A 24,302-nucleotide genomic window follows, 5' to 3' on the forward strand; every position below is an offset into this window, starting at 1 on the left:
GTCCACGTCACTTCTCCGGGTACGGGAAGTTGCCGGCGGACATCGCCGCACGGGCATCGTGGGTGGAAGGCTGGTCACCGATGAAGTCGTCCGGGTACCAGGCGAAGTGGTGCACGCCCTGCGCCTGCAGCTGGCGGATCTGCGCACGCAGGCGTTCGGCGGGAATCGGCTGCCCGCTGCGCCAATCGACGGTCTGCAGTTCGAACAGCGTGTGCTGCAGCTGCGGGTCGTGCGCGCGTACTGCGGCCAGCAGCTGGTCGAGCCAGCGTTCCGGCTGCCTGCTGCCTTCCATCCAGGGCATCGCCATCAGCGCGGTCTGGTCGTAGGCCCGGTTGAACAGGTCCAGGCGCTGCGCGAACCAGGCTTCGCTCTGCGGACGAAGTACCGGTTCGGCATACAGGTTGCGCACCGTTGCCAGTTTCGGCCGCCAGCGCTGCGCGCTGTTGCGCAGGGCCAGGGTGAAGTCGATCAGGGCCTGGGTACGCGCGCTGCCGTCGGCACCGGCGGCCAGCGCGGGCAGCTCGGTGTCGCGCAGGTAGCCATCGTCATGGAACAGCAGCCCCTCGAAATAGGAATTGACCGCCAGATCTTCGTAGATGTCGAGCATGATCTGGCGTGCCTTCGGGTTGGTGAAGTCCAGCCGGTACATGCCGTCGGCATCGCCGTTGCGGATCGCCAGCGCCTTGCGCTGCGCCGGGTCGGGCAGTTCGAAGCCGAGCACCGGCAGCCATGCGTAGACCTTCACGCCCGCGCGCGATTTGAGCTGCCAGGCAACACGGCTGAACAGGTCCGCGCGCATCGGCATGTGCCGGTTGGGAAAGTACAGTGCGTCGGCCGTGTTGTTGCCGTCCGGGTCGGCGAAGGCCTGCAGGTAGACGTGGGTGGGCGCGATGCGCTTGACCCGCTCGACCAGCGCGTCGAGGTTGCGTGCCTGCTGCGCCGGATCCGCGTCGTAGACATCATCCAGGTCGATCTGCAGGGCGCGGATGCCGTCGAGCGCGACGTCACGGCGCAGTTCGTAGGCCAGGCCCTCCACGGTCGGGTTGTTGCTCACCAGCAACCGTGCCAGCCCGTGCAGGTCGGTGGCCACCGGCGTGCTGCGGCCTTCCAGGTCGAACGAGACCGGCATGCCCAGCTGCTCGGCAATGTCGTTGCTCAACTGGTTGTACGCGGCATATGGCCAGACGATGGCGCGCGGGCGCACGCCCAGGTGCTGCTGGATGCGCTGCACGCTGCGCGAAAGATCAGTGCGCAGGCGCTGCTCATACTGCGTCTCGCTCTCGTAGCTGCGCGTGGCCGGGGTGTAGATGCGGGTGACCACGGCGGGCGTGGAGTTTCCCTGCGGATTGGCAAGCACGCCGTGGTGCAGGTCATCGGTGTGGCTGGCCACTTCGATCAGGCCACTGTCGTGCATCTGCTTCAGCTGCGCCCAGGTCACGAAGTCATCGTGGCCGAACCGGCGGTAGCCGTAGTCGATGGTGCGGCCCGGTGCCATGTCCACATAGTCGGTGATCACCGCCACCAGCGCCGGGTAGCGGTAGGCCTGCAGCAGCGGGAAGGCCTTGTCGTAGACGCTGCGCAGGCCATCGTCGAAGGTCAGCAGCACCGGCTTGGGAGGCAGCGTGGCGCGGCCCTGCGAGGCCTCGATCAGCTGCGACAGCGAAACCGGGTGGTAGCCGTGTGCGCCCAGCCAGTCCAGGTGCGCGGCGAAGTTCTGCGTGCTCACCGCGTAGCTGTCGGCATCGCCCTTGGCGGCGACCTGGTCGCGGATGTCGTGGTAGCTGAGGATCAGCAGGCCGTTGTCGATCGCATCGAGATCCAGGGCCTGCTGCGCCGGGGCCGATGGCGCAATGGCCAGCAGCAGGAGCACGATCAGTCGCAGGATGCGGTCCATGTCAGTCTCCCCAGCGCAATGCGGCTTCGAAGCCGATGTGGCGCTCGCGGTGGCCGTCGTAGACCGGCCGTGACCAGCGCACGCCATACTCGAACACGCGGCCGGGACCCAGCTGCCACTCGTGCATGTAGGACACCGTCGGTACCAGTGCACTGCCGAAACCGTCCTGCCAGTAGTCGCCCAGCGAGACGGTCAGGCGATGCCGGAAGTGGCGCTCGTAGTGCCGCCACAGCTGCTGGTCGATGCGCAGCCCGATCTCGACCATGCGGTCGCGCTTCGGGTTGAAGTAGGGCGCATCGTCGCGGCTGCCGCGACTGGTGTAGGCGCTGGCCAGGCCATCGATCAGCCAGCGCGGGCGGGTCAGCAGGCGCTGTTGGACACTGGTGCCGAACAGCTCGCGATGGTTGCCGTCGTCATAGCGGAAGCGGCTCGCGCCGAACGTCCAGTGGGTGAGCTCGCTGCGCCGGTAGTCCACCTGTGCGCTCACGCTGTCGGCGGTGATGCCGGCCGCACGCGCCTGCATCGAGGCCTCCGGGTCATTGCGTGCGACCACCAGGCCGGCGTGCCAGGAATCGTTGAACTGCCAGCCGACGCCGAAGCGCAGGCCGGTGTCGCCGATGTGGTCGTTGGCGCGCAGCACCGCCGCTTCCGCATCCAGCCGCCCGAAGCGGTAACGCACGCCCGCACCCAGCCACAGCGGATCGATGCGCTGGTCCTGGAAGTCGGTCGAGCGCCGGTCGGCCAGGGCGAACAACCGCCAGCGGTCATCAAGGAGCGGTGTCTCCACTTCCATGCCGTAGTGGCGGTCGTCGTTGCCCAGTGGCGAGGTGCCACCGCCCCCGGAGCTGCGGCCGATGTCGGTCCAGGCCTTCAGCTGCCAGCCGCGATGCGCGCGCCAGGCCTGGTCCATGCGTTCGACCGCCGGTTGGGTGGGGTAGCGCGCGACCAGGTCATCGTGCAGCGGCCGCGCCAGGTCGTCGCGCTGCAGGGCGACATAGGCCTCTTCCATGCCCAGCCGCGGTTCGATGTCTCGCGGGTCGAGCGCGTGTGCCATCTGCTGCCGCTGCAGCGCCCGGCGTGGCCAGCCGCGCATCATGTAGACGCTGCCCAGCGCACTCTGCAGGCCGCCGTTGCCCGGTGCGATGTCGACCATCGATTCCAGGTCGTGCTGCGCGGTGCGCAGGTCACCGCTGTAGGCGCGCACCATCGCCAGGTTGAGATCGGCCTCGTAGCGCGACCAGTTCGCGTACGGTGCCTTGCCGTTGCTCCAGCGCCACGCCGGTTCCTTGTCGCGCCATGCCTGCAACAGGTCGATGGCCTTTTCCTGCTGTTCGCTTTCCAGATAGGCATAGGCCAGCTCCGAATGCGAGGCATCGCGCGTCGGGTCGCCTGCCACTGCCGCCTGCAGTACCGGAATGGCTTCCTCCGGGTGCAGGGTGCCCATCAGCGAATCGCCGACGGCGGGCAGCACGTAGTCGGGCAGGGTGTGGCCTTCGGCCTGCAGCGCCCGTGCTTCCTCGCGCACCTGCGCATGGCGGCCCAGCCGGTTGAGCAGGATCAGCCGGTCCATGCGGATGCGTAGTGGTGCCTGCGAGGGTGGGGTGCCTTCGCCGCCGAGGTAGCGCTGCATGCGGGCCAGGGTCGATTCGGCCTCTTGCAGGCGGCTGTCCTCGCTGCTGCTGTAGGCCAGGCTCCAGACCACCAGCTTGGCCAGGTAGTCACCTTCCAGGCGCTGCTTCTGGGCGGCATCGAACAGTTGCGGGCGCTGCTGGTACAGCTCCCACGCGCGCCAGGCGTTGCCGATGTCGCCCAGCGTCAATACGCGCAGCTTGAACAGCAGGTCGTCATCGGGCTGTTGCTGGCTGGCGCGCTCGATCGCGCCCAGGGCATCCAGCCAGCGGGCCTGGTCGCGGTAGTGGCCGATCTCGGCCAGGGCCGCCTCGCGGCCGCTCGGTGGAGCAGCGCTGCTGGCCCAGGCCAGCGCGGTACAGGCAAGGCCGACGCAGAGCGCCAGCCGACGGTGGACAACCATTGGGGACCCCCTTGGCTTCCAAACCAGACAACCTGAAAAATGTGACGCACATCACATGCCAGCTTTTGGCGTGGCCGTGGCCCGCGTCACTCCCTTCGTGCATTCCCGCCCAGCGAAGACGGATACAACCCGGACAGCGACCTGCAATGTCTTGTCTGAAACGAGAGTCCCCCGCACACCGAGTGGTGGCCTGGGCGGCGGTGCCGCCCCCATGCCCGATGCCGGCACGCGGCAAGGATGGGCATTCGTGGGCACTATCCGCCCGGAATTGTCAGCCCGGCGTCAAAATTCCCCGGGTGGCTGACGAGCGGTAGGTGGGACCGTCTGGCGGCCCCGGCCGGTTACCAGAGATCTTCCAGTTTGCGCGGCTTGCAGGCCACCCACGAGGCGCACAGCATCAGCGTGGCGCAGCCGAACAGGAAGCTGAACGGGAGGGTCCAGCCCGTGCTGACGGTGTGCAGCCAGCCGACCAGGAACGGGCCCAGGCAGCTGAAGCTGTAGCCCACGCCCTGCATGAAGCCGGACAGCGCGGCCGAACCGGTCGGGGTGCGGGTGCGCAGGTTGATCAGGGTCAGTGCCAGCGGGAAGGTGGACGGACCCACGCCGAGCAGGCAGGCCCACAGCAGCGGTGCCTTCATCGGTGCCAGCAGCAGGCCGGCGAACGCGATCACGAACGAGGAATAGCCGATCAGCACCAGCGGGAACGGGTTCTGCATGCGCACCGCCATCGACGGGATGACCAGCGACGGCAGCAGCCCCAACGCGGAGAACACCGCCACCATCACGCCACCGAACGCGGGCGTGCCGCCGGCCTCGACCACGATGCGCGGCAGCCAGGTGAACATCGAATAGGTCATCAGCGAGGTCATGCCGAACATCAGCGTCATGCTCCAGCCCAGCGACGTGCGCCAGACCCTGCCGTGTGGCTGCGCGGCCGGATCGGTGGCGTCGGCCTGCGGCGCCGGTGCGCGCCTGGCCAGCAGCAGCCATGGCAGTGCAGCGGCGAGCGCAAGCAGCGCCCACATGCCCAGCGAGACCCGCCAGCCGGCCGCATTGGCCACCGGCACCGCCAGCAATGCCGGCAGCATCGTGCCCAGCTGCAGCACGCTGATGTACAGGGTGCTCATGGTGCCGACCTTGTTGGCGAAGTAGCGCTTCACCAGCGGCGGGACCACCACGTTGCCGATGCCCATGCCGGCCAGCGCCACGACCGAACCGAGCAGCAGCGTGCCGACGTTGCCGGCGCTGGAGCGCAGCAGCAGGCCGGCCATCGCCATCACCATCGCCAGCAGCGTGGTGCGTTCCAGGCCCAGGCGCCGCGCCAGCGCCGGCGTGGCCACGCCGAACAGCGCGAACGAGGCGGTCGGCAGCATGCCCAGCACGCCGGTCATGGTAGTGCCGAAGCCGAACTGCTGGCCGAGCACGTCCAGCAGTGGCGTGATCGAGGTGACTGCCGTGCGCAGGTTGATCGCGGCCAGCAGGATGGCGGCGAAAGCCAGCACGCGCCCGTGCAGCAGCGACGGCGAATCGGAAGGGGAGGAACTCATCGGTGGTCCTTGCAGGTGTCGCATGCCCGGGCAATGGCATGCAGCGCCGGCATCGGTCTACGCCGAAGCGGCAGGTGGGGGAGTGGCTGCAGGCAAGCCGGCAGCGCGGCCATTGTACGTGCGCGCTCCGGCAAGGTCCCGTCATGCGGGCGGCCTGGCGGCTGATACAAAAAAACCCGGAGGACAGTGACGTCTTCCAGGCTTCTTGGTGACCACCGAAGTGGTCGGGGAGACAGGATTCGAACCTGCGACCTCTACGTCCCGAACGTAGCGCTCTACCAGACTGAGCTACACCCCGAAGGGAGCCGCCTATTCTAGCGATTCACCCCGGTGGCGGCAAGGGGTAAATGCTGTTCCTTCACACTGCCGAAGCGGTGTCACTTCAGGGAACAAAAAAGCCTGGATGACTTCACCAGGCTTCAATGCGACCACCGAAGTGGTCGGGGAGACAGGATTCGAACCTGCGACCTCTACGTCCCGAACGTAGCGCTCTACCAGACTGAGCTACACCCCGAAGGAGCCGCCTAAGATACCGTGTGAAGGCCAGGGCGGCAAGGTTTTTTTACAGCTCAGCGACGATTTTCCTTCTCGATGCGGTTCTGCTCGCGGGCTTCGAACCACATGCCGTTGAGGATGGCCACCGTCGAGGCGAGACCGGCACCGAGAATCCAGGCGAAGTACCACATGGTCAATCTCCTTAGTTCAAGGGTGTGCCGGCGGTCGGCCGGCACACCGGCAATCAGTAGGCGTTCGGGTTGTTGCCCATCTCTTCGGTGGTGGTCTTGCCCTTCAGCACGCGGTACACCCAGGTGGTGTAGGCCAGGATGATCGGCAGGAACACCGCCGTGGCCAGCAGCATGATCCACAGGGTCAGGTGGCTGGACGAGGCATCCCACACGGTCAGGCTGGAGGTGGGCTGGCTCGAGGACGGCAGCAGGAACGGGAAGATGGCGAAACCGACGGTCAGGATGATGCCGGCGATGGCCGCACCTGAAGCGATGAACGCCAGTCCGCCGCGACGGGCCCGCAGCAGCGCCGCACTGGCCAGCAGGCCGGCCAGGCCGAGCAGCGGGGCCAGGATCGTGGCCGGCATCGCGCTGTAGTTGCGCATCCAGCCACCGGCGGCGCCGAGTTCGGCGGTCTTCAGCAACGGATTGGTGGCGCCATCGGTAACCACCTGCGAGGTGATCTGGTAACCCGGCAGGCCGAAGGCCACCCAGGCGCCGCCCACCGCGAACAGCACGAAGGCGATGATCGCCGCGATGCTGCCGAAGCGGGCGGCACGCTCGGCCACCGGGCCATCGGTCTTCAGCACCAGCATGGCGGCACCGTGGGCGACCAGCATCGACACGCTGAGCAGGCCGGCCAGCAGCGCGAAGGGCATCAACAGGCCGAAGAACGAGCCGGTGTAGAAGATGCGCATGCTGTCATCGAAGTGGAACGGCACGCCCAGCACCACGTTGCCCACCGCCACGCCCATGATCAGCGCCGGGATGAAGCCGCCGATGAACAGCGCCCAGTCCCAGGTGTTGCGCCAGCGCTCGCTCGGCATCTTGCTGCGGAACTTGAAGCCGACCGGGCGCAGGATCAGCGCGAACAGGATCACGAACATCGCCAGGTAGAAGCCCGAGAAGCTGACCGCATACAGCGGCGGCCAGGCGGCGAAGATCGCACCGCCGCCCAGGATCAGCCACACCTGGTTGCCTTCCCAGACCGGGCCGATGGTGTTGATCACCCGGCGGCGTTCGGCATCGTTGCGGGCGACGAAGGGCAGCAGGGTGCCCACGCCCAGGTCGAAGCCGTCCATCACGGCAAAACCGATCAGCAGGATGCCGAGCAGCAGCCACCAGATCACGCGCAGCGTGGTGTAGTCCAGAAGAATGAAGTCCATCTTGGTTCTCCTGCCTCAGGCCTGGCCGGCGGCGGGCGCCGAGGCATTGTGGGAAGCATGCGGCTGGGGCGACTGCAGCGACGGCAGCAGTTCGTCCGGACCCTTGCGGATCGCCTTGAGCATCAGCTTGATCTCGACCACGATCAGTGCGGTGTAGATCGCGGTGAAGCCGGCCAGGGTCAGCACGATTTCATGCAGGGCCAGGCCCGATGCCGCATAGAAGGTCGGCAGCACGCCATCGACCGCCCACGGCTGGCGGCCGTATTCGGCGACGAACCAGCCGCACTCGATCGCAATCCACGGTGCCGGCAGCGTCCACAGGGCCAGCTTGAGGAACCAGCGCTTGTCCTGGAAGTTGTTGCGGCACGAGTAGTAGAACGCCAGCGCGAAGAAGGCGATCAGGTAGAAGCCCAGGCCGGCCATCACGCGGAAGGTCCAGAACAGCGGCATCACGCGCGGCACGGTGTCCATCGCTGCCTGCGAGATCTCCTGCGGGGTGGCGTTGAGGATGTCATCGCGGTAGCGCTTGAGCAGCAGGCCGTGGCCCAGGTCCTGCCAGTGGCGGTCGAACATCTCGCGCGCTTCGTGGTCGTTCTTGTTGGCACGCAGGCGTTCCAGCGCACCGTAGGCCAGCTGGCCACCACGCACGCGGTGTTCGGCGCGCTCGACCAGCTCCAGGATGCCCGGGATCGGCTGGTTCAACGAACGGGTGGCGATCAGGCCCATCAGGTAGGGGATCTTCACCGCGTAATCGTTCTGGTGGGTGGTCTGGTTGGGAATGCCGAAGGCGGTGAAGTCGGCCGGCGCACGCTCGGTCTCCCACATCGCTTCGATCGCGGCCAGCTTCATCTTCTGGTGTTCGCTGGCGGCGTAGCCGCTCTCGTCACCCAGCACCACCACCGACAGCGACGACAGCAGGCCGAACGCTGCGGCCACCGCGAACGAACGACGGGCCAGGTCCTTGTGCTTGTTGCGCAGCAGGAACAGGGCGCTGATCGCCATCACGAACACCGCACCGGTCACGTAGCCGGCGCTGACGGTGTGCACGAACTTGGCCTGCGCCACCGGGTTGAACACCACCGCCATGAAGTCGACCACTTCCATGCGCATGGTTTCCGGGTTGAACACCGCACCGGTCGGGTTCTGCATCCAGCCGTTGGCGACCAGGATCCAGATCGCCGACAGGTTGGTACCCAGCGCCATCAGCCAGGTCACCATCAGGTGCTTGACCTTGGTCAGACGGTTCCAGCCGAAGAAGAACAGGCCGACGAAGGTCGCTTCCAGGAAGAAGGCCATCAGGCCTTCGATGGCCAGCGGCGCACCGAAGATGTCACCCACGTAGTGGCTGTAGTACGACCAGTTCATGCCGAACTGGAATTCCATGACGATGCCGGTGGCGACGCCCATGGCGAAGTTGATGCCGAACAGGACGCCCCAGAACAGGGTCATCCTGCGCCAGATCTCCTTGCCGGTCATCACGTACACGCTCTCCATGATGGCCACCATGAAGGACAGGCCGAGGGTGAGCGGTACGAATAGGAAGTGGTACATCGCGGTCAGCGCGAATTGCAGCCGCGACAGTTCTACGACTGTCTGATCAATCATGGCCTGGCTACCTCGTTGGATAGTGCCGTTGCAGGTGGCGGGAAGGGTGGTCTACGACGTGAATGATGTGACCGACTACTTCAAACAGCCTTGATCCAGATCAATGTATGAACAGGTGCCCCGGTTGATCGTATGCCAACCTGATGAAGACTGCGACCGCCGGCCGCAGGGGTGGGCGGTTGCCTGCGCCTACAATGCCGTGTCTCCCCTGTTTGCCGTGAAGACCCCTTGAGCGCCGCCGAACCGACCCCTGACGGCCTGTCCCAGGACGCCGAAACGACCCGCCAGCGGCGCGCCCGCAGTGCATGGCTGGCCGATCTGGCACGGCCCGCGCGCGGCCGCCAGCGCCTGGCGGCGATGTGCATCAGCCTGTCCGGCGCCCTGTTGATCGGCCAGGCGGCTGCCATCGCCTGGCTGGTGCAGCAGGTGCTGGTGGAGCGCGCGCCGCTGGCCTCGGGGCTGCCGGTGCTGGCAGGGCTGGCGGTGATCCTGGTGCTGCGCACGCTGCTGGGCAGCGCCACCCAGGCGGCCGCCGGCGATGTGGCCGATGCCGCGCGGCTGGCCCTGCGTGAGCGCGTGTTCGCGCGCCTGCTCGGCCATGGACCACTGTGGCTGCGCCAGCGCCGCACCGGCGAACTGGGCGAACTGATGCTGCATCACGGTGATGCGATCGAGAGCTATTACAGCGGGTTCCTGCCGGTGCGCACCGAAGTGGTGGTGGTGCCGCTGCTGATCCTGGCCGCAGTCGCCTGGGTTGACTGGGTGGTGGCGCTGATCCTGCTGTTCACCGCGCCGCTGGTGCCGTTCTTCATGATGCTGGTGGGGTGGGGCGCCGAAGCCGCTGGCCGCGCCCAGTTGGGGGAGCTGGCGCGGATGAGTGGCCATTTCGCCGATCGCATCAAAGGCCTGGGCCTGCTGCGCCTGTATGGTCGCGGTGACGCCGAACTGGCCGGCGTGGAGGCCGCCGCCGAAGGCGTGCGCGTGCGCACCCTGAAGGTGCTGCGCATCGCCTTCCTGTCGTCTACGGTGCTGGAGTTCTTCGCCTCGGTGAGCGTGGCGATGGTGGCGCTGTACCTGGGCCTGAGCTACCTGGGCATGATGTCGCTGCACACAGCGGTGCCGACACTGGGCGCGGGCCTGTTCTGCCTGTTGCTGGCGCCGGAGTTCTACGCGCCGCTGCGCCGGCTGGCCGCGCACTACCACGACCGCGCCAATGCACTGGCCGCCGCCGCCGAAGTGGAACGCCTGCTGCAGTCGCTGCCGGACGAGCAGGGCCTGATCGAAAGCGAGGCTGTGCCGCTCGCGGTGGAGCCGGCCGAGGCCGCGTTGCCGCCGCTGCAGGCGCAAGGGCTGGTACTGCGCCCGCTGGGGGCGCCGCATGATGTGCTGCAGGATCTGGACGTGCTGCTGGAACCGGGCCAGCGCCTGGCGCTGGTCGGTCGCAGCGGTTCCGGCAAGAGCACGTTGCTGGAGGCGCTGGCCGGGTGGTTGCCACCCCGTGCCGGCAAGCTGCAGGTGCGGCCGGGCGTACAGGTGGCCTATGCCAGCCAGCGGCCGTACCTGTTCCACGGCAGCATCGCCGACAACCTGCGCCTGGCCGATCCCGGTGCCAGCGAGGCGCGCCTGCGCGCGGTCGCCGAGGCCGCGCAGGTAGTGCAGTTTGCCCAGCGCCTGCCGCAGGGGCTGGACACGGTGATCGGCGAGCGCGGCTTCGGCCTGTCCGGTGGCGAGGCGCGCCGTATCGGCCTGGCCCGGCTGTTGCTGCGGGACCCGCAGGTGCTGCTGCTGGACGAGCCCACCGCGTTCCTGGATGCCGACACCGAAGCCGCGTTGCTGCGCAGCCTGGCGGCCTATGCGCGTGGCCGCAGCGTGGTGGTTGCCACCCACAGCCCGGACGTGATCGCCTGGGCCGACCGCTGCCTGCTGTTGCCGGAAGGGCGTCTGCTGGAACCAGCACAGGCGGTGCGCGCATGAGCCGTTCACCCGATACGCTGCGTGCGGTGTTCCTGCGCCATCGCCCGCGCCTGCTGCTGACCGTCCTGCTGCTGTGGACCACGATGCTGGCCGGCACCGCTCTGCTGGGCCTGTCCGGTGGGTTCCTCACTGCGGCCGCGCTGGCCGGTGCGGCCGGCCTCGGCCAGGGCTTCAATTTCTTCTCGCCGTCGGCGGGCATCCGCGGCCTGACCATGGCGCGCATCGTGTCGCGCTACTTCGAAAAGCTGATCGGCCACGATGCCACCCTGCGCATCGCCCGCGATCTGCGCGTGTGGTTCTTCCGCCGCGCGCTGCCACTGGCACCGGCGCGGCTGGGTGCCACCCGCACCGGCGAACTGCTGGCCCGGCTGCTGGGCGACATCGGCGAAGTGGACGGCCTGCTGGTGCGTGCAATCGGGCCACTGCTGGCATTGGCCGCGCTGTCGCTGGTCGCGGTGGCATCGGCGGCGCTGATCTTGCCGTCGGCGGCGCTGCTGCTGGCGGTGCTGGCGGTGCTGATCGCCTTCGGCGTGCCATGGCTGGGCGTGCGGGGGCGTGACGATGAAGAGGCCGACCGCGCCGCGCATCGCGCCGCATTGCGGACCGCGGCCTTTGAAGGGCTGGAGGGCGCCGGCGATCTGGCCGCGCTGCACGCCGACGCGGCGTGGCAATTGAAGGTGCGCGTGGCGGCCAAGCAGCTGGCCTCGCGTGATCGCCGCCGCCGCTGGCGCCTGATCGCGGCCTCGACCCTGCACGGCCTGGTTGCCGGACTGGGCCTGGTGGCGATGCTGGCGCTGGCCCTGCACGCAGCCGAACAGCAGCGCATTGCAGCGGAGATGGCTGCGGGCCTCGTGTTCCTGACGGTGGCGCTGATTGAATTGTGGGCCGGCATGGGCCTGGCCTGGCAGTCGCTGCAGTCCGGGCGCATCGCCGCTGATCGCCTGCAGGCCATCGTCGGGCAGCCTCCGGCGGTGGAGGATCCCCAGGTACCGCAGCCGGTGCCGCCGGCGGCGCGCGTGCACTGGGATGACGTGCATTTCCAGTGGCCGGGTGCCGCGCGGCCGGTGTTGTCCGGCCTGCAGTTGACCCTGGCACCGGGGGAACGCATCGCCATCCGCGGCGACAGCGGCAGCGGCAAGACCACGCTGTCCAGCCTGCTGCTGCGGCTGTGGGATCCGCAGCACGGGCGAATCACCTATGGTGGCCGCGACCTGCGCGACGTGGCCCAGGCCGAGTGGCACCGACAGCTTGCGTGGCTGCCACAGAACGCGCCGGTGTTTGCCGGCAGCGTGGCCGAGAACCTGCGGCTGGGTGATCCCGAGGCCAGTGACGCCGCATTGTGGGCAGTGCTGCGCCGCGTGCGCCTGGGGGAATGGGCCGAGCGCAACGGTGGCCTGCAGGCGTGGGTGGGCGAGAACGGCGCGACGATGTCGGCCGGCCAGGCACGGCGGCTGGCGCTGGCGCGCGCGCTGCTGCGCGCTGCGCCGATCCTGCTGCTGGACGAACCGACCGAGGGGCTCGACGTGGATACGGCGCGCGCGCTGCTGCAGGACCTTTCCGGCCTGCTGGACGGACGCAGCCTGCTGATGATCACCCACGACGATCTGCCCGACGGCGTGGTCGACGCGCAGTACCGGTTGCGTGATGGGGCGCTGGTCCGCGAAGCGTGAACGGTCGTGCCGGCCGCTGGCCGGCAACCTCGTGGCACTTGATACGGATACGGAATTGCCGGCCAGCGGCCGGCACTACCTCAGCGGGTGGTTACCGCGACAGCTCGCGCAGCATCACCGCGATCGAGGCCACGTTGGCCAGCACGCAGAGCCAGAACACCCACTGGAACGCAGCCTTGCGGTGCTTGTGGCGGAACAGCGCCTGGCCAAGCAGCGCCCCCGGCCAACCGCCGGCAAAGGCCAGCAGCTGCAGGGTGCGCTCGGGAATCCGCCACTGTTTGCGCTGCGCGGCGCGCTTGTCGTGGCCATACAGGCCGAACGACACCGCACTGGCCAACAGGCACCAGCCTCCCAGCCACAGCGGCAGCACACCGCTGACCATCAATGCGGCCAGCGCGCCGAACGCGGCCAGCGCGAGGTTGCGCCGCCAGGCCACTTACAGCGCGTCGAGGAAGCCGCGCACGGCCGGGCCGAAACGTTCGAAGTCGACGAGGAAGGCGTCGTGGCCCTGCGGCGATTCCAGGCCGATGAAGTGCGCATCGGCACCGCCGGCCCGCAGGCCATCGGCAACCTGTTGCTGCTGCTGTACCGGGAACAGGATGTCGGTGTTGGCGCCGATCGCCAGCGCCTTCTCCACACGGATCTTCGCCAGCCCGGCCAGCACGTCGCCGTCGGCATACTCGGCCAGGTCGAACCAGTCCATCGAGCGGCTCAGGTACAGGTAGCAGTTGGGGTCGAAGAAACGCACGAAGCGTCGTGCATGGCCTTCCAGGTAGCTCTCCACCTGGAATTCCAGGCCGAACGGATCATCATCGGTCTGGTCCGAATCCAGCCGCACGCGGCCGAAGCGGCCATCCCACTCCAGCGCCGAGCGGTAGGTGATCACGCCCAGCTTGCGCGCCATGCGCATGCCGGACTCCGGGTACTCGGCATCGTTGTAGTGGCCGCCGTTCCAGCGTGGATCCAGGCGGATCGCCTCGCGCTGCAGCGAACGGATCGCGATCGAGAATGGCAGCGCCTGCGCACTGCCGGAAATGTTGATGTGGCTGCGCGCGATGCCCGGATGCAGCATCAGGATGGCCAGCGCGGTCATGCCGCCCATCGAATTGCCGATCACGCACGCCAGTTGCGTGATGCCCAGTGCCCGCACCACCTCGATGGCGGCGCGTGCGCCGTCTTCGATCGACAGCTCGGGGAAGTCCAGGCGATAGGGCTTACCGCGGGCCGGATCGAGCGAGGCGGGGCCGGTCGAGCCCTTGCAGCTGCCCAGCGAATTCACGCACACCACGAACCAGCGATGGGTGTCGATCGGTTTGCCGGGGCCTACCATCGCTTCCCACCAGCCGGGTGCGGGGTTGGCCTCGTTGGCCGCCGCATGCGCGTCCGGCGACAGACCGGTCACGATCAGGATCGCATTGCTGGCATCGGCCGCCAGTGTGCCCCAGGTTTCGTAGGCCACGCGTGCGCCGTGCAGGGCGCCGCCGCGCTTGAACGGAAAGGGTGAGGGCAGGGCGTGGAAGCGGGTGCCGGGCGGGATGAATTCGGTCATGCAGGCATTCTAGCGGGGCGGCATGTGGAGCTGGCGACACGCTGGTTTCCATCGGCGATGCAGGTAGTGCCGGCCGCTGGCCGGCAACCTCATGAATCCTGATGCGCCTGCGTGGTTGCCGGCCAGCGGCCGGCACTACCGCGGCGCGTTATGGGAAGCGCAGCTCCACCACGCCCTCATGCGGCAGGCTCACCTTCACCGGCACGCTCTGCAGGTCGCCCTCGCTGCGGTTGGCGCTGCCGGAGCGCGAGATGCGCGCCAGCACTTCCACTTCGCGATGGGCCGACAGCGGCGCGGTCGGCATCGGACTGTCGGCATCACTCAGATCGACCGGGTCCGGAAAACCGGCCAGCGGCAGCTTGCGTGCGGCCACCGGCATCGGCGGTCCACCCACGGCGCGGGCCATCACGAACACCCGGGTACTGGCGGGCCACTCAGTGCCTTTCAGCGCAGGCAGCAACACGCGCACCTGCAGCAGCGCCGGCGGCGCCGCGCCGGTATCGGGCGCCTGGCCGGCGGCCTCGCGGGCGATGGCGATCTGCGCCTGCAGCGCCTGCGCGGCGCCCGGTTCGAGCCGGGGTAGCAGGTCGCTCCACACGTCAGCGGCCTCGGCGTTCTTTCCGCGCTGGCGCAGGGCGATGCCGAGCAGCCAGCTGGCACGTTCGGCATCGGGTGCCTGTGCACGCGCCTGCTGCAGCCAGGCCATCGCGGTGTCATCGAACTGCTTGCCGGCATCGGCCTGCGCACGCGCCTGTGCGGCTTCCACCAGCACGCCGGGATCTTCCGGGGCGAGTGCGGCGGCGCGTGCGAAGGCATCCGCTGCGGCGGCCACGTTGCCGAGTTCGGCCTGCGAACGGCCCAGCAGGGCCCAGCCATCGGCCCGCTGCGGGTCATCCTTCAGCGCATCCTGCAGGGCCTGCACGCCATCGCGCAGCGTCGCCACCGAGGCCGTCGGCGGCACCTGCGCGGCACGCGGGTCACCGACCAGCAGGTACAGGCAGGCGCCGGCCACGCCCAGTGCGAGTACGCCCAGCGCGAAACCACGGCGACCCTGGCCGCGCAGTGGCCACAGCACCAGCGCGGCCGTCAGCGCTGCCACCAGACCGGCCACGAGCGGTAGCCAGGCACTCACCATCCGTCTCCTTCATCGGTGCTGCCGGCCGGTGCGGCCGTGACGTCCCGGCCACGGCGGCGGACGATGCGCAGCACCACCAGCGCGCCGGCGCCGAGCACCAGCAAGGGGCCGCCCCACAGCAGCCAGGTACCCGGCTGCAGGGGCGGTTGATAGAGCACGAAGTCGCCATAGCGGGCGACCAGGAACTGCTTGATCTGTGCGTCGTCGTGGCCCTGCTGCATCAACTGCAGCACCTCCCGGCGCAGGTCCTGGGCGATCTGCGCGTTGGAGTCGGCCAGCGACTGGTTCTGGCACTGCACGCAGCGCAGCTGCGCGGCCAGGTCGTGGAAGCGGCGTTCTTCGGCGCCGTCGCGGAACTGCAGCGGCTGCGGGTCGTGCAGTGGCTGCTGGGCCAGCGCGGCCAGCGGCAGCATCAGAAGCAGCAACGCCAGCAGCCAGCGCATGGGTTCAGGGCGCCGTATGCAGGGTGTTGCCGGCACTGCCCTGCGCTTTCTCGATCTTCTGCAGTGCCGGGATCAGCTTCTCGTCGACCACGCGCTGGGTCATCGCACCACTGTATTTCCAGCGCACGATGCCGCTGCCGTCGACCAGGAAGGTTTCCGGCGCGGCGGTCACGCCCCAGTCGATCGCGGTGCGGCCTTCCACGTCGCTGAGCACGACCATGAACGGGTTGCCGAGCTGTTCCAGCCAGTGCAGCGCGTCCTTCGGATCATCCTTCCAGTTGTAGCCGATCACGCGCACGCGCTTGCTCTCGGCAAAGCGGGTCAGCACCGGGTGTTCCTCGCGGCAGGCCGCGCACCAGCTGCCCCACACATTCAGCAGGTACGGCGCACCGCGCAGGTCGTCGCTGTGCACGATCATCTCCGGATCGTGCAGCACCGGCAGCGCGAACGCCGGTGCCGGCTTGTCGATCAGCGGCGACGGCAGTATGTCGCGCTGCGGGTCGCCCGATTTCATCACCCCATAGATCATCAGCCCGAGCAGGCCGAAGAAGAACAGCACGCCGATCACGATGGCTACCGGCGGCAGCGGGCGGGAGGGGCGAGGGGCGGGGGACTCGGACATGGAAACTCCTACGGACGACGGAAACGGCGGTCGGCGGCGGTGATGAATCCGCCCAGGGCCATCAACAGCGCGCCCAGCCAGATCCAGCGCACGAACGGCTTGATGTGGACCCGGACCGCCCATGCATTGTTGCCCAGCGGCTCGCCCAATGCCACGTAGACATCGCCGTCGAAGCGTGCATCGATGCCGGCCTCGGTCATCACCTGGCCGCCGCTGGCGTACTGGCGCTTCTCCGGGTGCAGCAGGGCCAGCTCGCGGCCGTCGCGGTAGACGCGCAGATGGCCACGGTCGGCGATGAAGTTCGGGCCTTCGCGATGGTCCACGCCTTCGAAGCGGACTTCGTGGCGGCCGACCACCAGCTGCTGGCCCGGTGCCAATGCAACTTCGCGCTGCACGTTCAGTGCCTCCACCAGCAGCGCGCCAGCCAGGAACACGGCGATGCCGGCGTGGCCGACGATCATGCCGAGCATTTCGGCGGTGAAGCGGCCATTGCCGCGCAGTCGTTGCCAGACGAAGCGTGCGGTGCCGAGTGCAACCCAGGCCGCTGCGGCCACGCCGATGCCGGCCTTCCAGCCGTTCTGTGGCGCCCGCCACCAGGCCAGCGCGCCCAGCAGCAGTGCCAGGCCCAGCCACGGTGCCAGCAGCGCAAAGGCGCGCGAGGGCTGGTCACGCTGCCATTTCACCAGCGGGCCGAACGGCAGCAGCAGGATCATCGGCGCCATCAGCAGCAGGAACAGGCTGCCGAAGTAGGGCGGGCCGACCGAGATCTTGCCCAGCGACAGCGCGTCGGCCAGCAGCGGGTACAGCGTGCCGAGCAGCACCATCGCGCAGGCGGTGGCCAGCAGCAGGTTGTTGGCCAGCAGCAGGGTCTCGCGCGAGGCAGCGGTGAAGCCGCGGCGTGGGTCATCGGCATCCACGCTCAGCTGGCGGGCACGCAGCGCGTACAGCAGCAGGCTGCCGCCGACCAGCACCGACAGGAACACCAGGATGAACAGGCCGCGCGACGGATCGGCGGCGAACGAATGCACGCTGGTCAGCACGCCCGAGCGCACCAGGAAGGTGCCCAGCAGTGACAGCGCGAAGGCGGCGATCGCCAGCAGCAGGGTCCAGCTGCCGAAAGTGCCGCGCTTTTCGGTGACGGCCTGGGAGTGGATCAGTGCCGCACCGACCAGCCAAGGCATGAAGCTGGCATTTTCCACCGGATCCCAGAACCACCAGCCGCCCCAGCCCAGCTCGTAGTAGGCCCACCAGCTGCCCAGTGCGATGCCCAGGGTCAGGAAGCCCCACGCGACGTTCGTCCACGGCCGCGTCCACCGCAGCCAGCGTGCGTCGACACGGCCTTCCAGCAGTGCCGCCACCGCGAATGCAAACGGCACCGCGAAGCCTACGTAGCCGATATACAGCATCGGCGGGTGGATGATCAGCCCCGGGTCCTGCAGCAGCGGGTTGAGATCGCGGCCTTCCAGCGGTGCCGGGTTCAGGCGCAGGAACGGATTGGAGGTGAAGATCAGGAAGGCGAGGAAACCGACGCTGACCACGCCCATCACCGCCAGCACGCGCGCCAGCACCGGCGTGGGCAGCTGTCGCGAGAACAGCACCACCGCGCCGGTCCACAACGCCAGCACCAGCGCCCACATCAGCAGCGAGCCTTCGTGCGCGCCCCAGACCGCCGAATAGCGGTACATCATCGGCAGCAGCGAATTGGAGTTCTCGGCCACGTAGCGCACCGAAAAATCCTGCTGCACGAACGCGGCGGTCAGTACCGCGAAAGCGCCGGCGAGCAGCAGCAGCTGCGCGACGGCGGCCGGCCGTGCCACCGCCATCCAGGCCGCATTGTTGCGATGCGCACCGGCCAGCGGCAGGCCGGCCTGCAGCAGCGAGGCCAGCAATGCGCACAACAGCAGGATCTGACCCAGTTCGGGCAGCACTCAGCGCACCTCGGGTGCCGTCACCGGCACGTCGTGCTTGCGATGGGCGTCGCCCATCTTGTCGGCCACTTCCTTCGGCACGTACTTCTCATCGTGCTTGGCCAGCACTTCGTCGGCGACGAAGGTGCCGTCCTGCAGGCGGCCGCTGGCGACCACCGCCGTGCCTTCGGCGAACATGTCCGGCAGGATCCGCGACGTGGTCACTGCCAGCCGCGCGTCGCCGTCGGTCACCTCGAAGCGTGCCTCCAGCGAGCCGACCGGTCGGTTGAAGGAACCTTTCACCACCATGCCACCGAGGCGGAAGCGCGACTGTGCATCGACATCGCCGCGCAGCACTTCCGAAGGCGTGTACAGGTAGGCGATGTTGCGCTCCAGTGCCATCGCCACCAGTGCGGTGGCCAGGCCGGAGGCGAGCAGGGCCAGCAGCACCCACACCAGGCGGCGACGCTGTACCGGGGTCATCGTTCCAGCTCCGTCGACAACGGCGTCGCTGCGTCCGGCCTGCCGGCGCGGGTCTGCTGGCGCTGCTGGCGGGCCAGTGCCAGCCGGCGCGCAACGCGCAGGCGCAGCCACGAGCCGATGGCATCGGCGCCGAGTACCAGTACGAACACGGCGTAGGCGCCGATTACATAGGGCAGGTGGGTCATGGCTGTGCCTCCGGGGCCGGGCGTTGGGCATCGACGCGGCCACCGACCCAGGCCTTGCCGGCCTCGCGGTCGAGATTGTCGGCGCGGGCCTTGGCCAGCACCGAACCGGCGAACCAGAACTTGGTGCCGATCACCATCCACCACAGCGGCGCGATCATCGCGCTGCTGATGGCCGATTCACCGAACACGCTGATCGACTGGCGCTGGTGCAGGCCGCCCCACCAGTCCACCGAGTAGCGGATCACCGGCAGCAGGCTGACACCGACGATGGCCAGCAGGCCGGCCGCGCGCGCGGCGCTGCGGCGGTCCTCGATGGCGTGGTACAGGCCGATCACGCCCAGGTACAGGAACAGCAGCACCAGCTCGCTGGTCATGCGCGGGTCCCAGTCCCACCAGGTGCCCCAGGTGCCCTTGCCCCAGATGCTGCCGGTCAACAGGGTGATCAGGGTGAAGCCGGCGCCCATCGGCGCGCAGGCCATGGCCAGGATCTCGCAGACCTTGATCCGCCAGATCAGTGCGATGGCCGCATACAGCGCCATCAGCGCGAACACGAACAGGCTCATCCAGGCGCTGGGCACGTGGATGTAGAGGATGCGGAAGCTGTCCAGCTGCTTGGCTTCCGGTGGCACCACCAGCAGCGCCTGCCACATGCCGACCAGCAGCACCGGTACCGCAACCAGGTAGAACACCCGCGACCAGCGGGCAGCGAAACGATCGAACGTGGGAGGCGAACCGAGTTGGTGGAACCAGCGGACAATCGGATTCATGCGTGGCGGCTATCCAGCAGGGGTGGATTGGCTCTCAGCTCGGTCAACTCAGAGAAATGCGTATTGCAGCGGCAGTGGCCAGCGGCGCCAGCACCAGCGCGATCAGCAGGCCAGCGCCCAGCATCAGCAGCGCACCGACCGGATCCTGCCCGCGCCCGGCTGCCGCCAGGCTGCCCGCGCCGAACACCAGCACCGGCACGTACAACGGCAACGACAGCAGCGCCACGAGAATACCAGAGCGTCGGATGCCGACGGTCAGCGCGGCGACCACGCCCCCGATCAGGCTCAGCAACGGCGTTCCCAGCAGCAACGATGCCAGCAACATCGGCAGCTGGTCATGCGGCAGATGCAGCATTTCGGCCAGCAGCGGGCTGACCACGATCAGCGGCAGCGCGGTGGTGGCCCAGTGCAGCAGCACGCGCACCAGCACCAGCCAGGCCAGCGGCACCGGCGCCAGCAGCCATTGTTCCAGCGAGCCGTCTTCGGCGTCGGAACGGAACAGCGAATCCAGCGACAGCTGTCCGGCCAGCAACACGGCCAGCCACAGCACTGCACCGGCGGTGGCGGCCAGCAGCTGTGGTTCGCGGCCCTGGGCCAGGGCGAACAGCACCACTACCAGCACCGCGAACAGCAGCGGTTGCAGCGCGTCGCCGCGGCGGCGCCAGAGCAGGCGCAGGTCGCGCTTGAGCAGGGCGCCTGCGGTCTGCCACAGGCCCGGTTCGGTGCCCGGCGCGATCATGCGGCACCGCCGAGGTCGAGCTGGCGGGTGCGCACCGGCGGTGCGGCATAGGCACCGTGGGTGGTGACCAGCGCAGCGCCACCGGCGCGCAGGTGCGCCGAAATCATCCGGTTGACCAGGGTGATGCCCTCCAGGTCGAGGTTGGCATAGGGCTCGTCGAGCAGCCACAGCGGCGCTGGCGACAGCCAGATGCGCGCCAGTGCCAGCCGCCGCTTCTGCCCGGCCGACAGGTGCCGCACCAGGGTGTCCTCGTAGCCGGCCAGGCCGACGATCGCCAGTGCGTTGCCGGGCATCTGCCGGGCACGCCGGCCATGCAGGCCGCACAGGAAGTGCAGGTTCTCCAGCGTGCCGAGGTCCGGCTTCAGCGCTGGCAGATGGCTGAGGTAGGCCACGTAGCGCGCACGCTCGGCATTGCTGGCCGGCTTGCCGTCGATCCGTACCTGGCCGGCACCGGGCCGGGCCAGGCCGGCCAGCACGCGCAGCAGGGTGGTCTTGCCGGCGCCATTGCCGCCCTGCACCAGCAGGGCCTCGCCGGCGTCCACATGGAACTCCAGCGGGCCGAACACCGGCTCGTCATTGCGGGAGAAGCTCAGGCCGCTGGCGGCCAGCAATGCAGGGGTGTTCAAGGGGCAGGGGTCTTCATGCCGGAGTGCGGCGGCAATTGTAGCGGCGAATGCCGCGGGTAGTGCCGGCCGCTGGCCGGCAATTTCGCCACCTGCCAGCCGAGGTTGCCGGCCAGCGGCCGGCACTACCGACGCGCGGATTGCGTAAACTCGCAGGTCTGTTCCCCCACAGCCCAGGCCGATGCAACCCACCACCAAGCTGCCCAAGGTCGGTACCACGATCTTCACCGTGATGTCCCAGCTCGCCGCCGAACACGGCGCGGTCAACCTGGGCCAGGGGTTCCCGGACTTTTCCGCGCCGCAGCGCCTGATCGACGAGACCGCCAAGGCGATGGCGGCCGGCCTCAACCAGTATCCGCCGATGACCGGCGTGGCGCCGCTGCGCCAAGCCATCGCGCAGAAGTCGCTGGACCTGTACGGCGCCACCATCGACCCGGACACCGAAATCACCGTCACCAGCGGCGCCACCGAGGCCATCTTCAATGCCATCCACGCCGTGGTGCGTGCCGGCGAGGAAGTCATCGTGCTCGACCCGGCCTATGACTGCTACGAGCCGGCGATCGAGCTGGCCGGGGCCACCGCCGTGCACGTGCCGCTGGACCCGCAGACCTTCGCCGTGGACTGGGACCGCGTGCGCGCGGCGATCACCCCGCGCACCCGCATGCTGATGGTCAATACCCCGCACAACCCGTCCGGTGCGATGCTGGACGAGGCTGACATGCAGGCGCTGGCCGCGCTGCTGCGCGGCACGCAGATCTACCTGATCTCCGATGAGGTGTACGAGCACATCATCTACGACGGTCGCCGCCATGAGTCGGCGCTGCGCTATCCGGAACTGCGCGAGCGCACCTTCGTCATCTCCAGCTTCGGCAAGACCTACCACTGCACTGGCTGGAAGATCGGCTACGCCGTGGCGCCGCCGTTGCTGACCGCTGAATTCCGCAAGGTGCACCAGTACAACACGTTCACCAGCTTCGGCCCGGCCCAGTACGGCTTCGCCGCGATGATCCGCGACGAACCCGAACACCACCTGGAACTGGGCGCCTTCTACCAGGCCAAGCGCGACCGTTTCCGCGAGCAGCTGGCCGGTACCCGCCTGAAGGCGCTGCCGGTGCCGGGTGGCTACTTCCAACTGGTGGACTACTCGGCGATCAGCGACCTGCCCGACCATGAGTTCGTGAAGTGGCTGACCATCGAGAAGGGCGTCACCGCCATTCCGCTGTCGCCGTTCTACGAAACTCCGCCGGCCGGCCAGCGCCTGGTGCGCCTGTGCTTTGCCAAGAACGAAGCGACCATGGACGCGGCGATCGAACGCCTGCGGCTGCTGTGAGCGGAGGCGTGGACATGAATGACCTGCGCATTTCCCTCGTCCAGGGTGACACCCGCTGGCACGATCCGGCCGGCAACCGCGCCTACTACGGCGCGCTGCTCGCACCGCTGGCCGGCACCACCGACCTGGTGATCCTGCCGGAGACCTTCACCAGTGGCTTCTCCAATGACGCCATCGCCCAGGCCGAAGGCATGGATGGCCCGACCGTGGCCTGGGTGCGCGAACAAGCGAAGGCGCTGGACGCGGCGGTGATCGGCAGCGTGCAGCTGCGCGACGGCGAGGGCGTGTACAACCGCCTGCTGTTTGCCACGCCCGAGGGCGAGCTGCAGTACTACGACAAGCGCCACCTGTTCCGCTACGGCGGCGAGCACGAACGCTATGCTGCTGGCCGCGAGCGCCTGAGCGTGGAATGGAAGGGCTGGCGGATCAATCCGCAGGTCTGCTACGACCTGCGCTTCCCGGTGTTCTGCCGCAACCGCTACAACGCCGAACGCCCGCAGCAGCTGGATTTCGACCTGCAGATTTTCGTGGCCAACTGGCCGTCGGCGCGCGCCTATGCGTGGAAGACCCTGCTGCGCGCGCGCGCGATCGAGAACCTGTGCTTCGTGGCGGCGGTGAACCGCGTTGGCATGGACGGCAACCAGCTGCACTACGCCGGCGACAGCGCGGTGATCGACTTCCTCGGCCAGCCGCAGGTGGAGATCCGCGAGCGCGAACAGGTGGTCACCACCACCATCTCGGCCGAGGCGCTGGCCGCCCACCGCGCGCGTTTCCCGGCGATGCTCGATGCCGATGCCTTCCACCTGGACGAGCAGGCCTGATACAGCACGACGGCGGTTGAATGCCTGCCACGCAGCGCGCGCGCCTGCATCCAACGTGCACGTGCGCGCTGCTAGATTCGCCGGCAGTCGATCGAACTGGAAGTCCCGCCATGAACAAGCCCTTCGCCCTGCTGCTGGCCCTGTCCGCTGCCACGCTGGCCCCGGCCGCGCACGCCGCCGGCAACCTCGATTGCCAGCTGCGCTACAACCTGTCCGGCTGGTCGTTGATCTACAAGACCGCGTCGGGCAACGGCACCGTCAGCTGCAGCAACGGCGCCAGCCTGCCGGTGCGCATTGAAGTGAAGGGCGGCGGCCTGACCGTGGGCAAGTCGAAGATCACCAATGGCCGTGGCAGCTTCACCGGCGCGGTGAGCGTCAACGAGCTGCTGGGCACCTACGCCTCGGTCGGTGCACATGCCGGCGCGGTGAAATCCAGCAATGCGCAGGTGATGACCAAGGGCGACATCTCGCTGGCCCTGTCTGGCACCGGCAAGGGCTGGGACCTGGGCGTGGACGGCGCCGCCTTCACCATCAGCCGGCGCTGACAACAAAAAGGGGACGGAGGGGATTAAGTCGCTTTTGCCTCAAAGGGGCGAAAGCGACTTAATCCCCTCCGTCCCCTTTTTCTTGCCGAAGGTGCTGTCAGGTGCCTTCGGTGTTGGTGCGTACGTTGAGCTTCCAACGGATCGGGCCTTGTTGCGGGGTATGCACGTGCTTGGGTTGGGGCGGGAAGGGATCGTTCCTGTTGCAGGTGACCTCGCGCTTGCAGCCCAGGCATCGATAGATGCCTGAAACCTCAACCTTGTCGGCAGGCCCATAAATGGTGTTCCACCACCGGTTGGTGGCAGTGCCCAGCCCCAGGACGGATTCGGAGGTGTGCCAAGCCATTGCGGCTCCTGTGTGTAGTGTGGATGACACAGGCACGATAGTTAGGCCTCGCGCGTCATGCAGCGACGCGTGACACAAACAGCTCGTTTTCAAAGAATTTCTAGTTCTCGCTTTGCGTCCGCCCATGGCGTGGATCCACCCGGGGGGCGACCTGCCAGGTAAAGAAAAACCCCGGCCGGAGCCGGGGTTTTTCATGT

23 protein-coding genes and 2 tRNA genes are annotated in these 24,302 nt (G+C 68.2%); 5 read left to right on the top strand and 20 right to left on the bottom strand.

What is annotated here, in order from left to right:
- Positions 1-7: 7 nt before the first annotated feature.
- The 8 genes from pgaB to LRM18_RS01405 all read right to left on the bottom strand — a co-directional run bounded on the left by pgaB (position 8) and on the right by LRM18_RS01405 (position 8,969).
- Positions 8-1,894, bottom strand: a complete 1,887-nt coding sequence (gene pgaB, locus LRM18_RS01370; protein WP_270949703.1) for a poly-beta-1,6-N-acetyl-D-glucosamine N-deacetylase PgaB — start codon at positions 1,892-1,894, stop codon at positions 8-10.
- A 1-nt stretch (position 1,895) separates the two neighbouring features.
- Positions 1,896-3,926, bottom strand: coding sequence for a poly-beta-1,6 N-acetyl-D-glucosamine export porin PgaA (gene pgaA / locus LRM18_RS01375; protein ID WP_270949705.1), 2,031 nt, complete (start codon positions 3,924-3,926; stop codon positions 1,896-1,898).
- Between the two features lie 341 nt (positions 3,927-4,267).
- Positions 4,268-5,473: an MFS transporter gene (locus tag LRM18_RS01380; protein ID WP_049468153.1), complete on the bottom strand. Its 1,206-nt coding sequence runs from the start codon at positions 5,471-5,473 to the stop codon at positions 4,268-4,270.
- Positions 5,474-5,694: 221 nt separating this feature from the next.
- Positions 5,695-5,771, bottom strand: a tRNA-Pro gene (locus LRM18_RS01385).
- A 139-nt stretch (positions 5,772-5,910) separates the two neighbouring features.
- A tRNA-Pro gene (locus LRM18_RS01390) sits at positions 5,911-5,987 on the bottom strand.
- 55 nt (positions 5,988-6,042) lie between these two features.
- Complete coding sequence (cydX, locus tag LRM18_RS01395) at positions 6,043-6,159, bottom strand: cytochrome bd-I oxidase subunit CydX (protein ID WP_005410354.1); 117 nt, start codon at positions 6,157-6,159, stop codon at positions 6,043-6,045.
- A gap of 53 nt (positions 6,160-6,212) precedes the next feature.
- A complete protein-coding gene (gene cydB / locus LRM18_RS01400) occupies positions 6,213-7,364 on the bottom strand; it encodes a cytochrome d ubiquinol oxidase subunit II (RefSeq protein ID WP_049464989.1) in 1,152 nt (383 codons plus the stop codon).
- A gap of 15 nt (positions 7,365-7,379) precedes the next feature.
- Positions 7,380-8,969: a cytochrome ubiquinol oxidase subunit I gene (locus LRM18_RS01405; RefSeq protein WP_270949740.1), complete on the bottom strand. Its 1,590-nt coding sequence runs from the start codon at positions 8,967-8,969 to the stop codon at positions 7,380-7,382.
- A gap of 228 nt (positions 8,970-9,197) precedes the next feature.
- Here LRM18_RS01405 and cydD point away from each other — a divergent pair, with 228 nt between their 5' ends.
- Together cydD and cydC are read left to right on the top strand one after the other, a co-directional pair.
- Positions 9,198-10,943, top strand: coding sequence for a thiol reductant ABC exporter subunit CydD (gene cydD / locus LRM18_RS01410; protein WP_270949742.1), 1,746 nt, complete (start codon positions 9,198-9,200; stop codon positions 10,941-10,943).
- Positions 10,940-12,613 (top strand): thiol reductant ABC exporter subunit CydC, encoded by a 1,674-nt coding sequence (gene cydC / locus LRM18_RS01415; RefSeq protein ID WP_270949744.1) that lies wholly within the window; start codon positions 10,940-10,942, stop codon positions 12,611-12,613. The genes cydD and cydC overlap by 4 nt, the downstream gene beginning before the upstream one ends.
- A 91-nt stretch (positions 12,614-12,704) precedes the next feature.
- Here the strand turns inward: cydC and LRM18_RS01420 are convergent, their stop codons facing one another.
- The 11 genes from LRM18_RS01420 to ccmA form a co-directional block, all read right to left on the bottom strand.
- The gene (locus LRM18_RS01420) at positions 12,705-13,049 is read right to left on the bottom strand and encodes a DUF1294 domain-containing protein (RefSeq protein WP_049464997.1); all 345 of its coding nucleotides are present in this window, start codon (positions 13,047-13,049) and stop codon (positions 12,705-12,707) included.
- Positions 13,050-14,162: a homoserine O-acetyltransferase gene (locus LRM18_RS01425; RefSeq protein WP_270949747.1), complete on the bottom strand. Its 1,113-nt coding sequence runs from the start codon at positions 14,160-14,162 to the stop codon at positions 13,050-13,052. It lies immediately after the preceding gene.
- A gap of 148 nt (positions 14,163-14,310) precedes the next feature.
- A complete protein-coding gene (locus tag LRM18_RS01430; protein ID WP_270949749.1) occupies positions 14,311-15,297 on the bottom strand; it encodes a cytochrome C biogenesis protein in 987 nt (328 codons plus the stop codon).
- The gene (locus LRM18_RS01435; protein WP_074724890.1) at positions 15,291-15,740 is read right to left on the bottom strand and encodes a cytochrome c-type biogenesis protein; all 450 of its coding nucleotides are present in this window, start codon (positions 15,738-15,740) and stop codon (positions 15,291-15,293) included. The genes LRM18_RS01430 and LRM18_RS01435 overlap by 7 nt, the downstream gene beginning before the upstream one ends.
- A gap of 4 nt (positions 15,741-15,744) precedes the next feature.
- Positions 15,745-16,362, bottom strand: coding sequence for a DsbE family thiol:disulfide interchange protein (locus tag LRM18_RS01440; protein ID WP_049465004.1), 618 nt, complete (start codon positions 16,360-16,362; stop codon positions 15,745-15,747).
- A gap of 8 nt (positions 16,363-16,370) precedes the next feature.
- Positions 16,371-18,290 (bottom strand): heme lyase CcmF/NrfE family subunit, encoded by a 1,920-nt coding sequence (locus tag LRM18_RS01445; RefSeq protein WP_270949753.1) that lies wholly within the window; start codon positions 18,288-18,290, stop codon positions 16,371-16,373.
- On the bottom strand, positions 18,291-18,752 hold the full coding sequence (ccmE, locus tag LRM18_RS01450) for a cytochrome c maturation protein CcmE (protein ID WP_270949755.1): 462 nt from the start codon (positions 18,750-18,752) through the stop codon (positions 18,291-18,293).
- On the bottom strand, positions 18,749-18,937 hold the full coding sequence (gene ccmD, locus LRM18_RS01455; RefSeq protein WP_057493567.1) for a heme exporter protein CcmD: 189 nt from the start codon (positions 18,935-18,937) through the stop codon (positions 18,749-18,751). Before ccmD ends, ccmE begins: the two co-directional genes overlap by 4 nt.
- Positions 18,934-19,704: a heme ABC transporter permease CcmC gene (gene ccmC / locus LRM18_RS01460; RefSeq protein WP_053505423.1), complete on the bottom strand. Its 771-nt coding sequence runs from the start codon at positions 19,702-19,704 to the stop codon at positions 18,934-18,936. The genes ccmD and ccmC overlap by 4 nt, the downstream gene beginning before the upstream one ends.
- A gap of 43 nt (positions 19,705-19,747) precedes the next feature.
- Positions 19,748-20,443, bottom strand: coding sequence for a heme exporter protein CcmB (ccmB, locus tag LRM18_RS01465; RefSeq protein ID WP_270949759.1), 696 nt, complete (start codon positions 20,441-20,443; stop codon positions 19,748-19,750).
- Positions 20,440-21,069, bottom strand: coding sequence for a heme ABC exporter ATP-binding protein CcmA (ccmA, locus tag LRM18_RS01470; protein ID WP_049465012.1), 630 nt, complete (start codon positions 21,067-21,069; stop codon positions 20,440-20,442). The genes ccmB and ccmA overlap by 4 nt, the downstream gene beginning before the upstream one ends.
- Before the next feature lie 178 nt (positions 21,070-21,247).
- Between ccmA and LRM18_RS01475 the strand changes: the two genes are divergently transcribed.
- The 3 genes from LRM18_RS01475 (at position 21,248) to LRM18_RS01485 (ending at position 23,762) form a co-directional block, all read left to right on the top strand.
- A complete protein-coding gene (locus tag LRM18_RS01475; protein ID WP_049465014.1) occupies positions 21,248-22,396 on the top strand; it encodes a pyridoxal phosphate-dependent aminotransferase in 1,149 nt (382 codons plus the stop codon).
- 14 nt (positions 22,397-22,410) lie between these two features.
- Positions 22,411-23,217, top strand: a complete 807-nt coding sequence (locus LRM18_RS01480; protein WP_270949764.1) for an amidohydrolase — start codon at positions 22,411-22,413, stop codon at positions 23,215-23,217.
- Between the two features lie 110 nt (positions 23,218-23,327).
- A complete protein-coding gene (locus LRM18_RS01485) occupies positions 23,328-23,762 on the top strand; it encodes a hypothetical protein (protein WP_005417639.1) in 435 nt (144 codons plus the stop codon).
- Between the two features lie 97 nt (positions 23,763-23,859).
- Here the strand turns inward: LRM18_RS01485 and LRM18_RS01490 are convergent, their stop codons facing one another.
- A complete protein-coding gene (locus LRM18_RS01490; protein ID WP_053091662.1) occupies positions 23,860-24,105 on the bottom strand; it encodes a hypothetical protein in 246 nt (81 codons plus the stop codon).
- Between the last annotated feature and the right edge of the window lie 197 nt (positions 24,106-24,302).

Origin of the sequence: Stenotrophomonas sp. PI_27, from assembly GCF_027854495.1 — a bacterium.
Classification (GTDB): domain Bacteria; phylum Pseudomonadota; class Gammaproteobacteria; order Xanthomonadales; family Xanthomonadaceae; genus Stenotrophomonas; species Stenotrophomonas pavanii.

Bases quoted from the DNA above. Each gene is read 5' to 3' on its own strand.
- LRM18_RS01480 (WP_270949764.1), top strand. From the start codon at position 22,411: ATGAATGACCTGCGCATTTCCCTCGTCCAGGGTGACACCCGCTGGCAC.
- LRM18_RS01475 (WP_049465014.1), top strand. From the start codon at position 21,248: ATGCAACCCACCACCAAGCTGCCCAAGGTCGGTACCACGATCTTCACC.
- LRM18_RS01440 (WP_049465004.1), bottom strand. From the start codon at position 16,362: ATGTCCGAGTCCCCCGCCCCTCGCCCCTCCCGCCCGCTGCCGCCGGTA.
- ccmB (WP_270949759.1), bottom strand. From the start codon at position 20,443: ATGATCGCGCCGGGCACCGAACCGGGCCTGTGGCAGACCGCAGGCGCC.
- pgaA (WP_270949705.1), bottom strand. From the start codon at position 3,926: ATGGTTGTCCACCGTCGGCTGGCGCTCTGCGTCGGCCTTGCCTGTACC.
- LRM18_RS01430 (WP_270949749.1), bottom strand. From the start codon at position 15,297: ATGGTGAGTGCCTGGCTACCGCTCGTGGCCGGTCTGGTGGCAGCGCTG.
- LRM18_RS01380 (WP_049468153.1), bottom strand. From the start codon at position 5,473: ATGAGTTCCTCCCCTTCCGATTCGCCGTCGCTGCTGCACGGGCGCGTG.
- LRM18_RS01490 (WP_053091662.1), bottom strand. From the start codon at position 24,105: ATGGCTTGGCACACCTCCGAATCCGTCCTGGGGCTGGGCACTGCCACC.
- LRM18_RS01425 (WP_270949747.1), bottom strand. From the start codon at position 14,162: ATGACCGAATTCATCCCGCCCGGCACCCGCTTCCACGCCCTGCCCTCA.
- LRM18_RS01435 (WP_074724890.1), bottom strand. From the start codon at position 15,740: ATGCGCTGGCTGCTGGCGTTGCTGCTTCTGATGCTGCCGCTGGCCGCG.
- cydX (WP_005410354.1), bottom strand. From the start codon at position 6,159: ATGTGGTACTTCGCCTGGATTCTCGGTGCCGGTCTCGCCTCGACGGTG.
- LRM18_RS01485 (WP_005417639.1), top strand. From the start codon at position 23,328: ATGAACAAGCCCTTCGCCCTGCTGCTGGCCCTGTCCGCTGCCACGCTG.
- LRM18_RS01405 (WP_270949740.1), bottom strand. From the start codon at position 8,969: ATGATTGATCAGACAGTCGTAGAACTGTCGCGGCTGCAATTCGCGCTG.
- pgaB (WP_270949703.1), bottom strand. From the start codon at position 1,894: ATGGACCGCATCCTGCGACTGATCGTGCTCCTGCTGCTGGCCATTGCG.
- ccmD (WP_057493567.1), bottom strand. From the start codon at position 18,937: ATGACCCACCTGCCCTATGTAATCGGCGCCTACGCCGTGTTCGTACTG.
- cydC (WP_270949744.1), top strand. From the start codon at position 10,940: ATGAGCCGTTCACCCGATACGCTGCGTGCGGTGTTCCTGCGCCATCGC.
- ccmE (WP_270949755.1), bottom strand. From the start codon at position 18,752: ATGACCCCGGTACAGCGTCGCCGCCTGGTGTGGGTGCTGCTGGCCCTG.
- cydB (WP_049464989.1), bottom strand. From the start codon at position 7,364: ATGGACTTCATTCTTCTGGACTACACCACGCTGCGCGTGATCTGGTGG.
- ccmC (WP_053505423.1), bottom strand. From the start codon at position 19,704: ATGAATCCGATTGTCCGCTGGTTCCACCAACTCGGTTCGCCTCCCACG.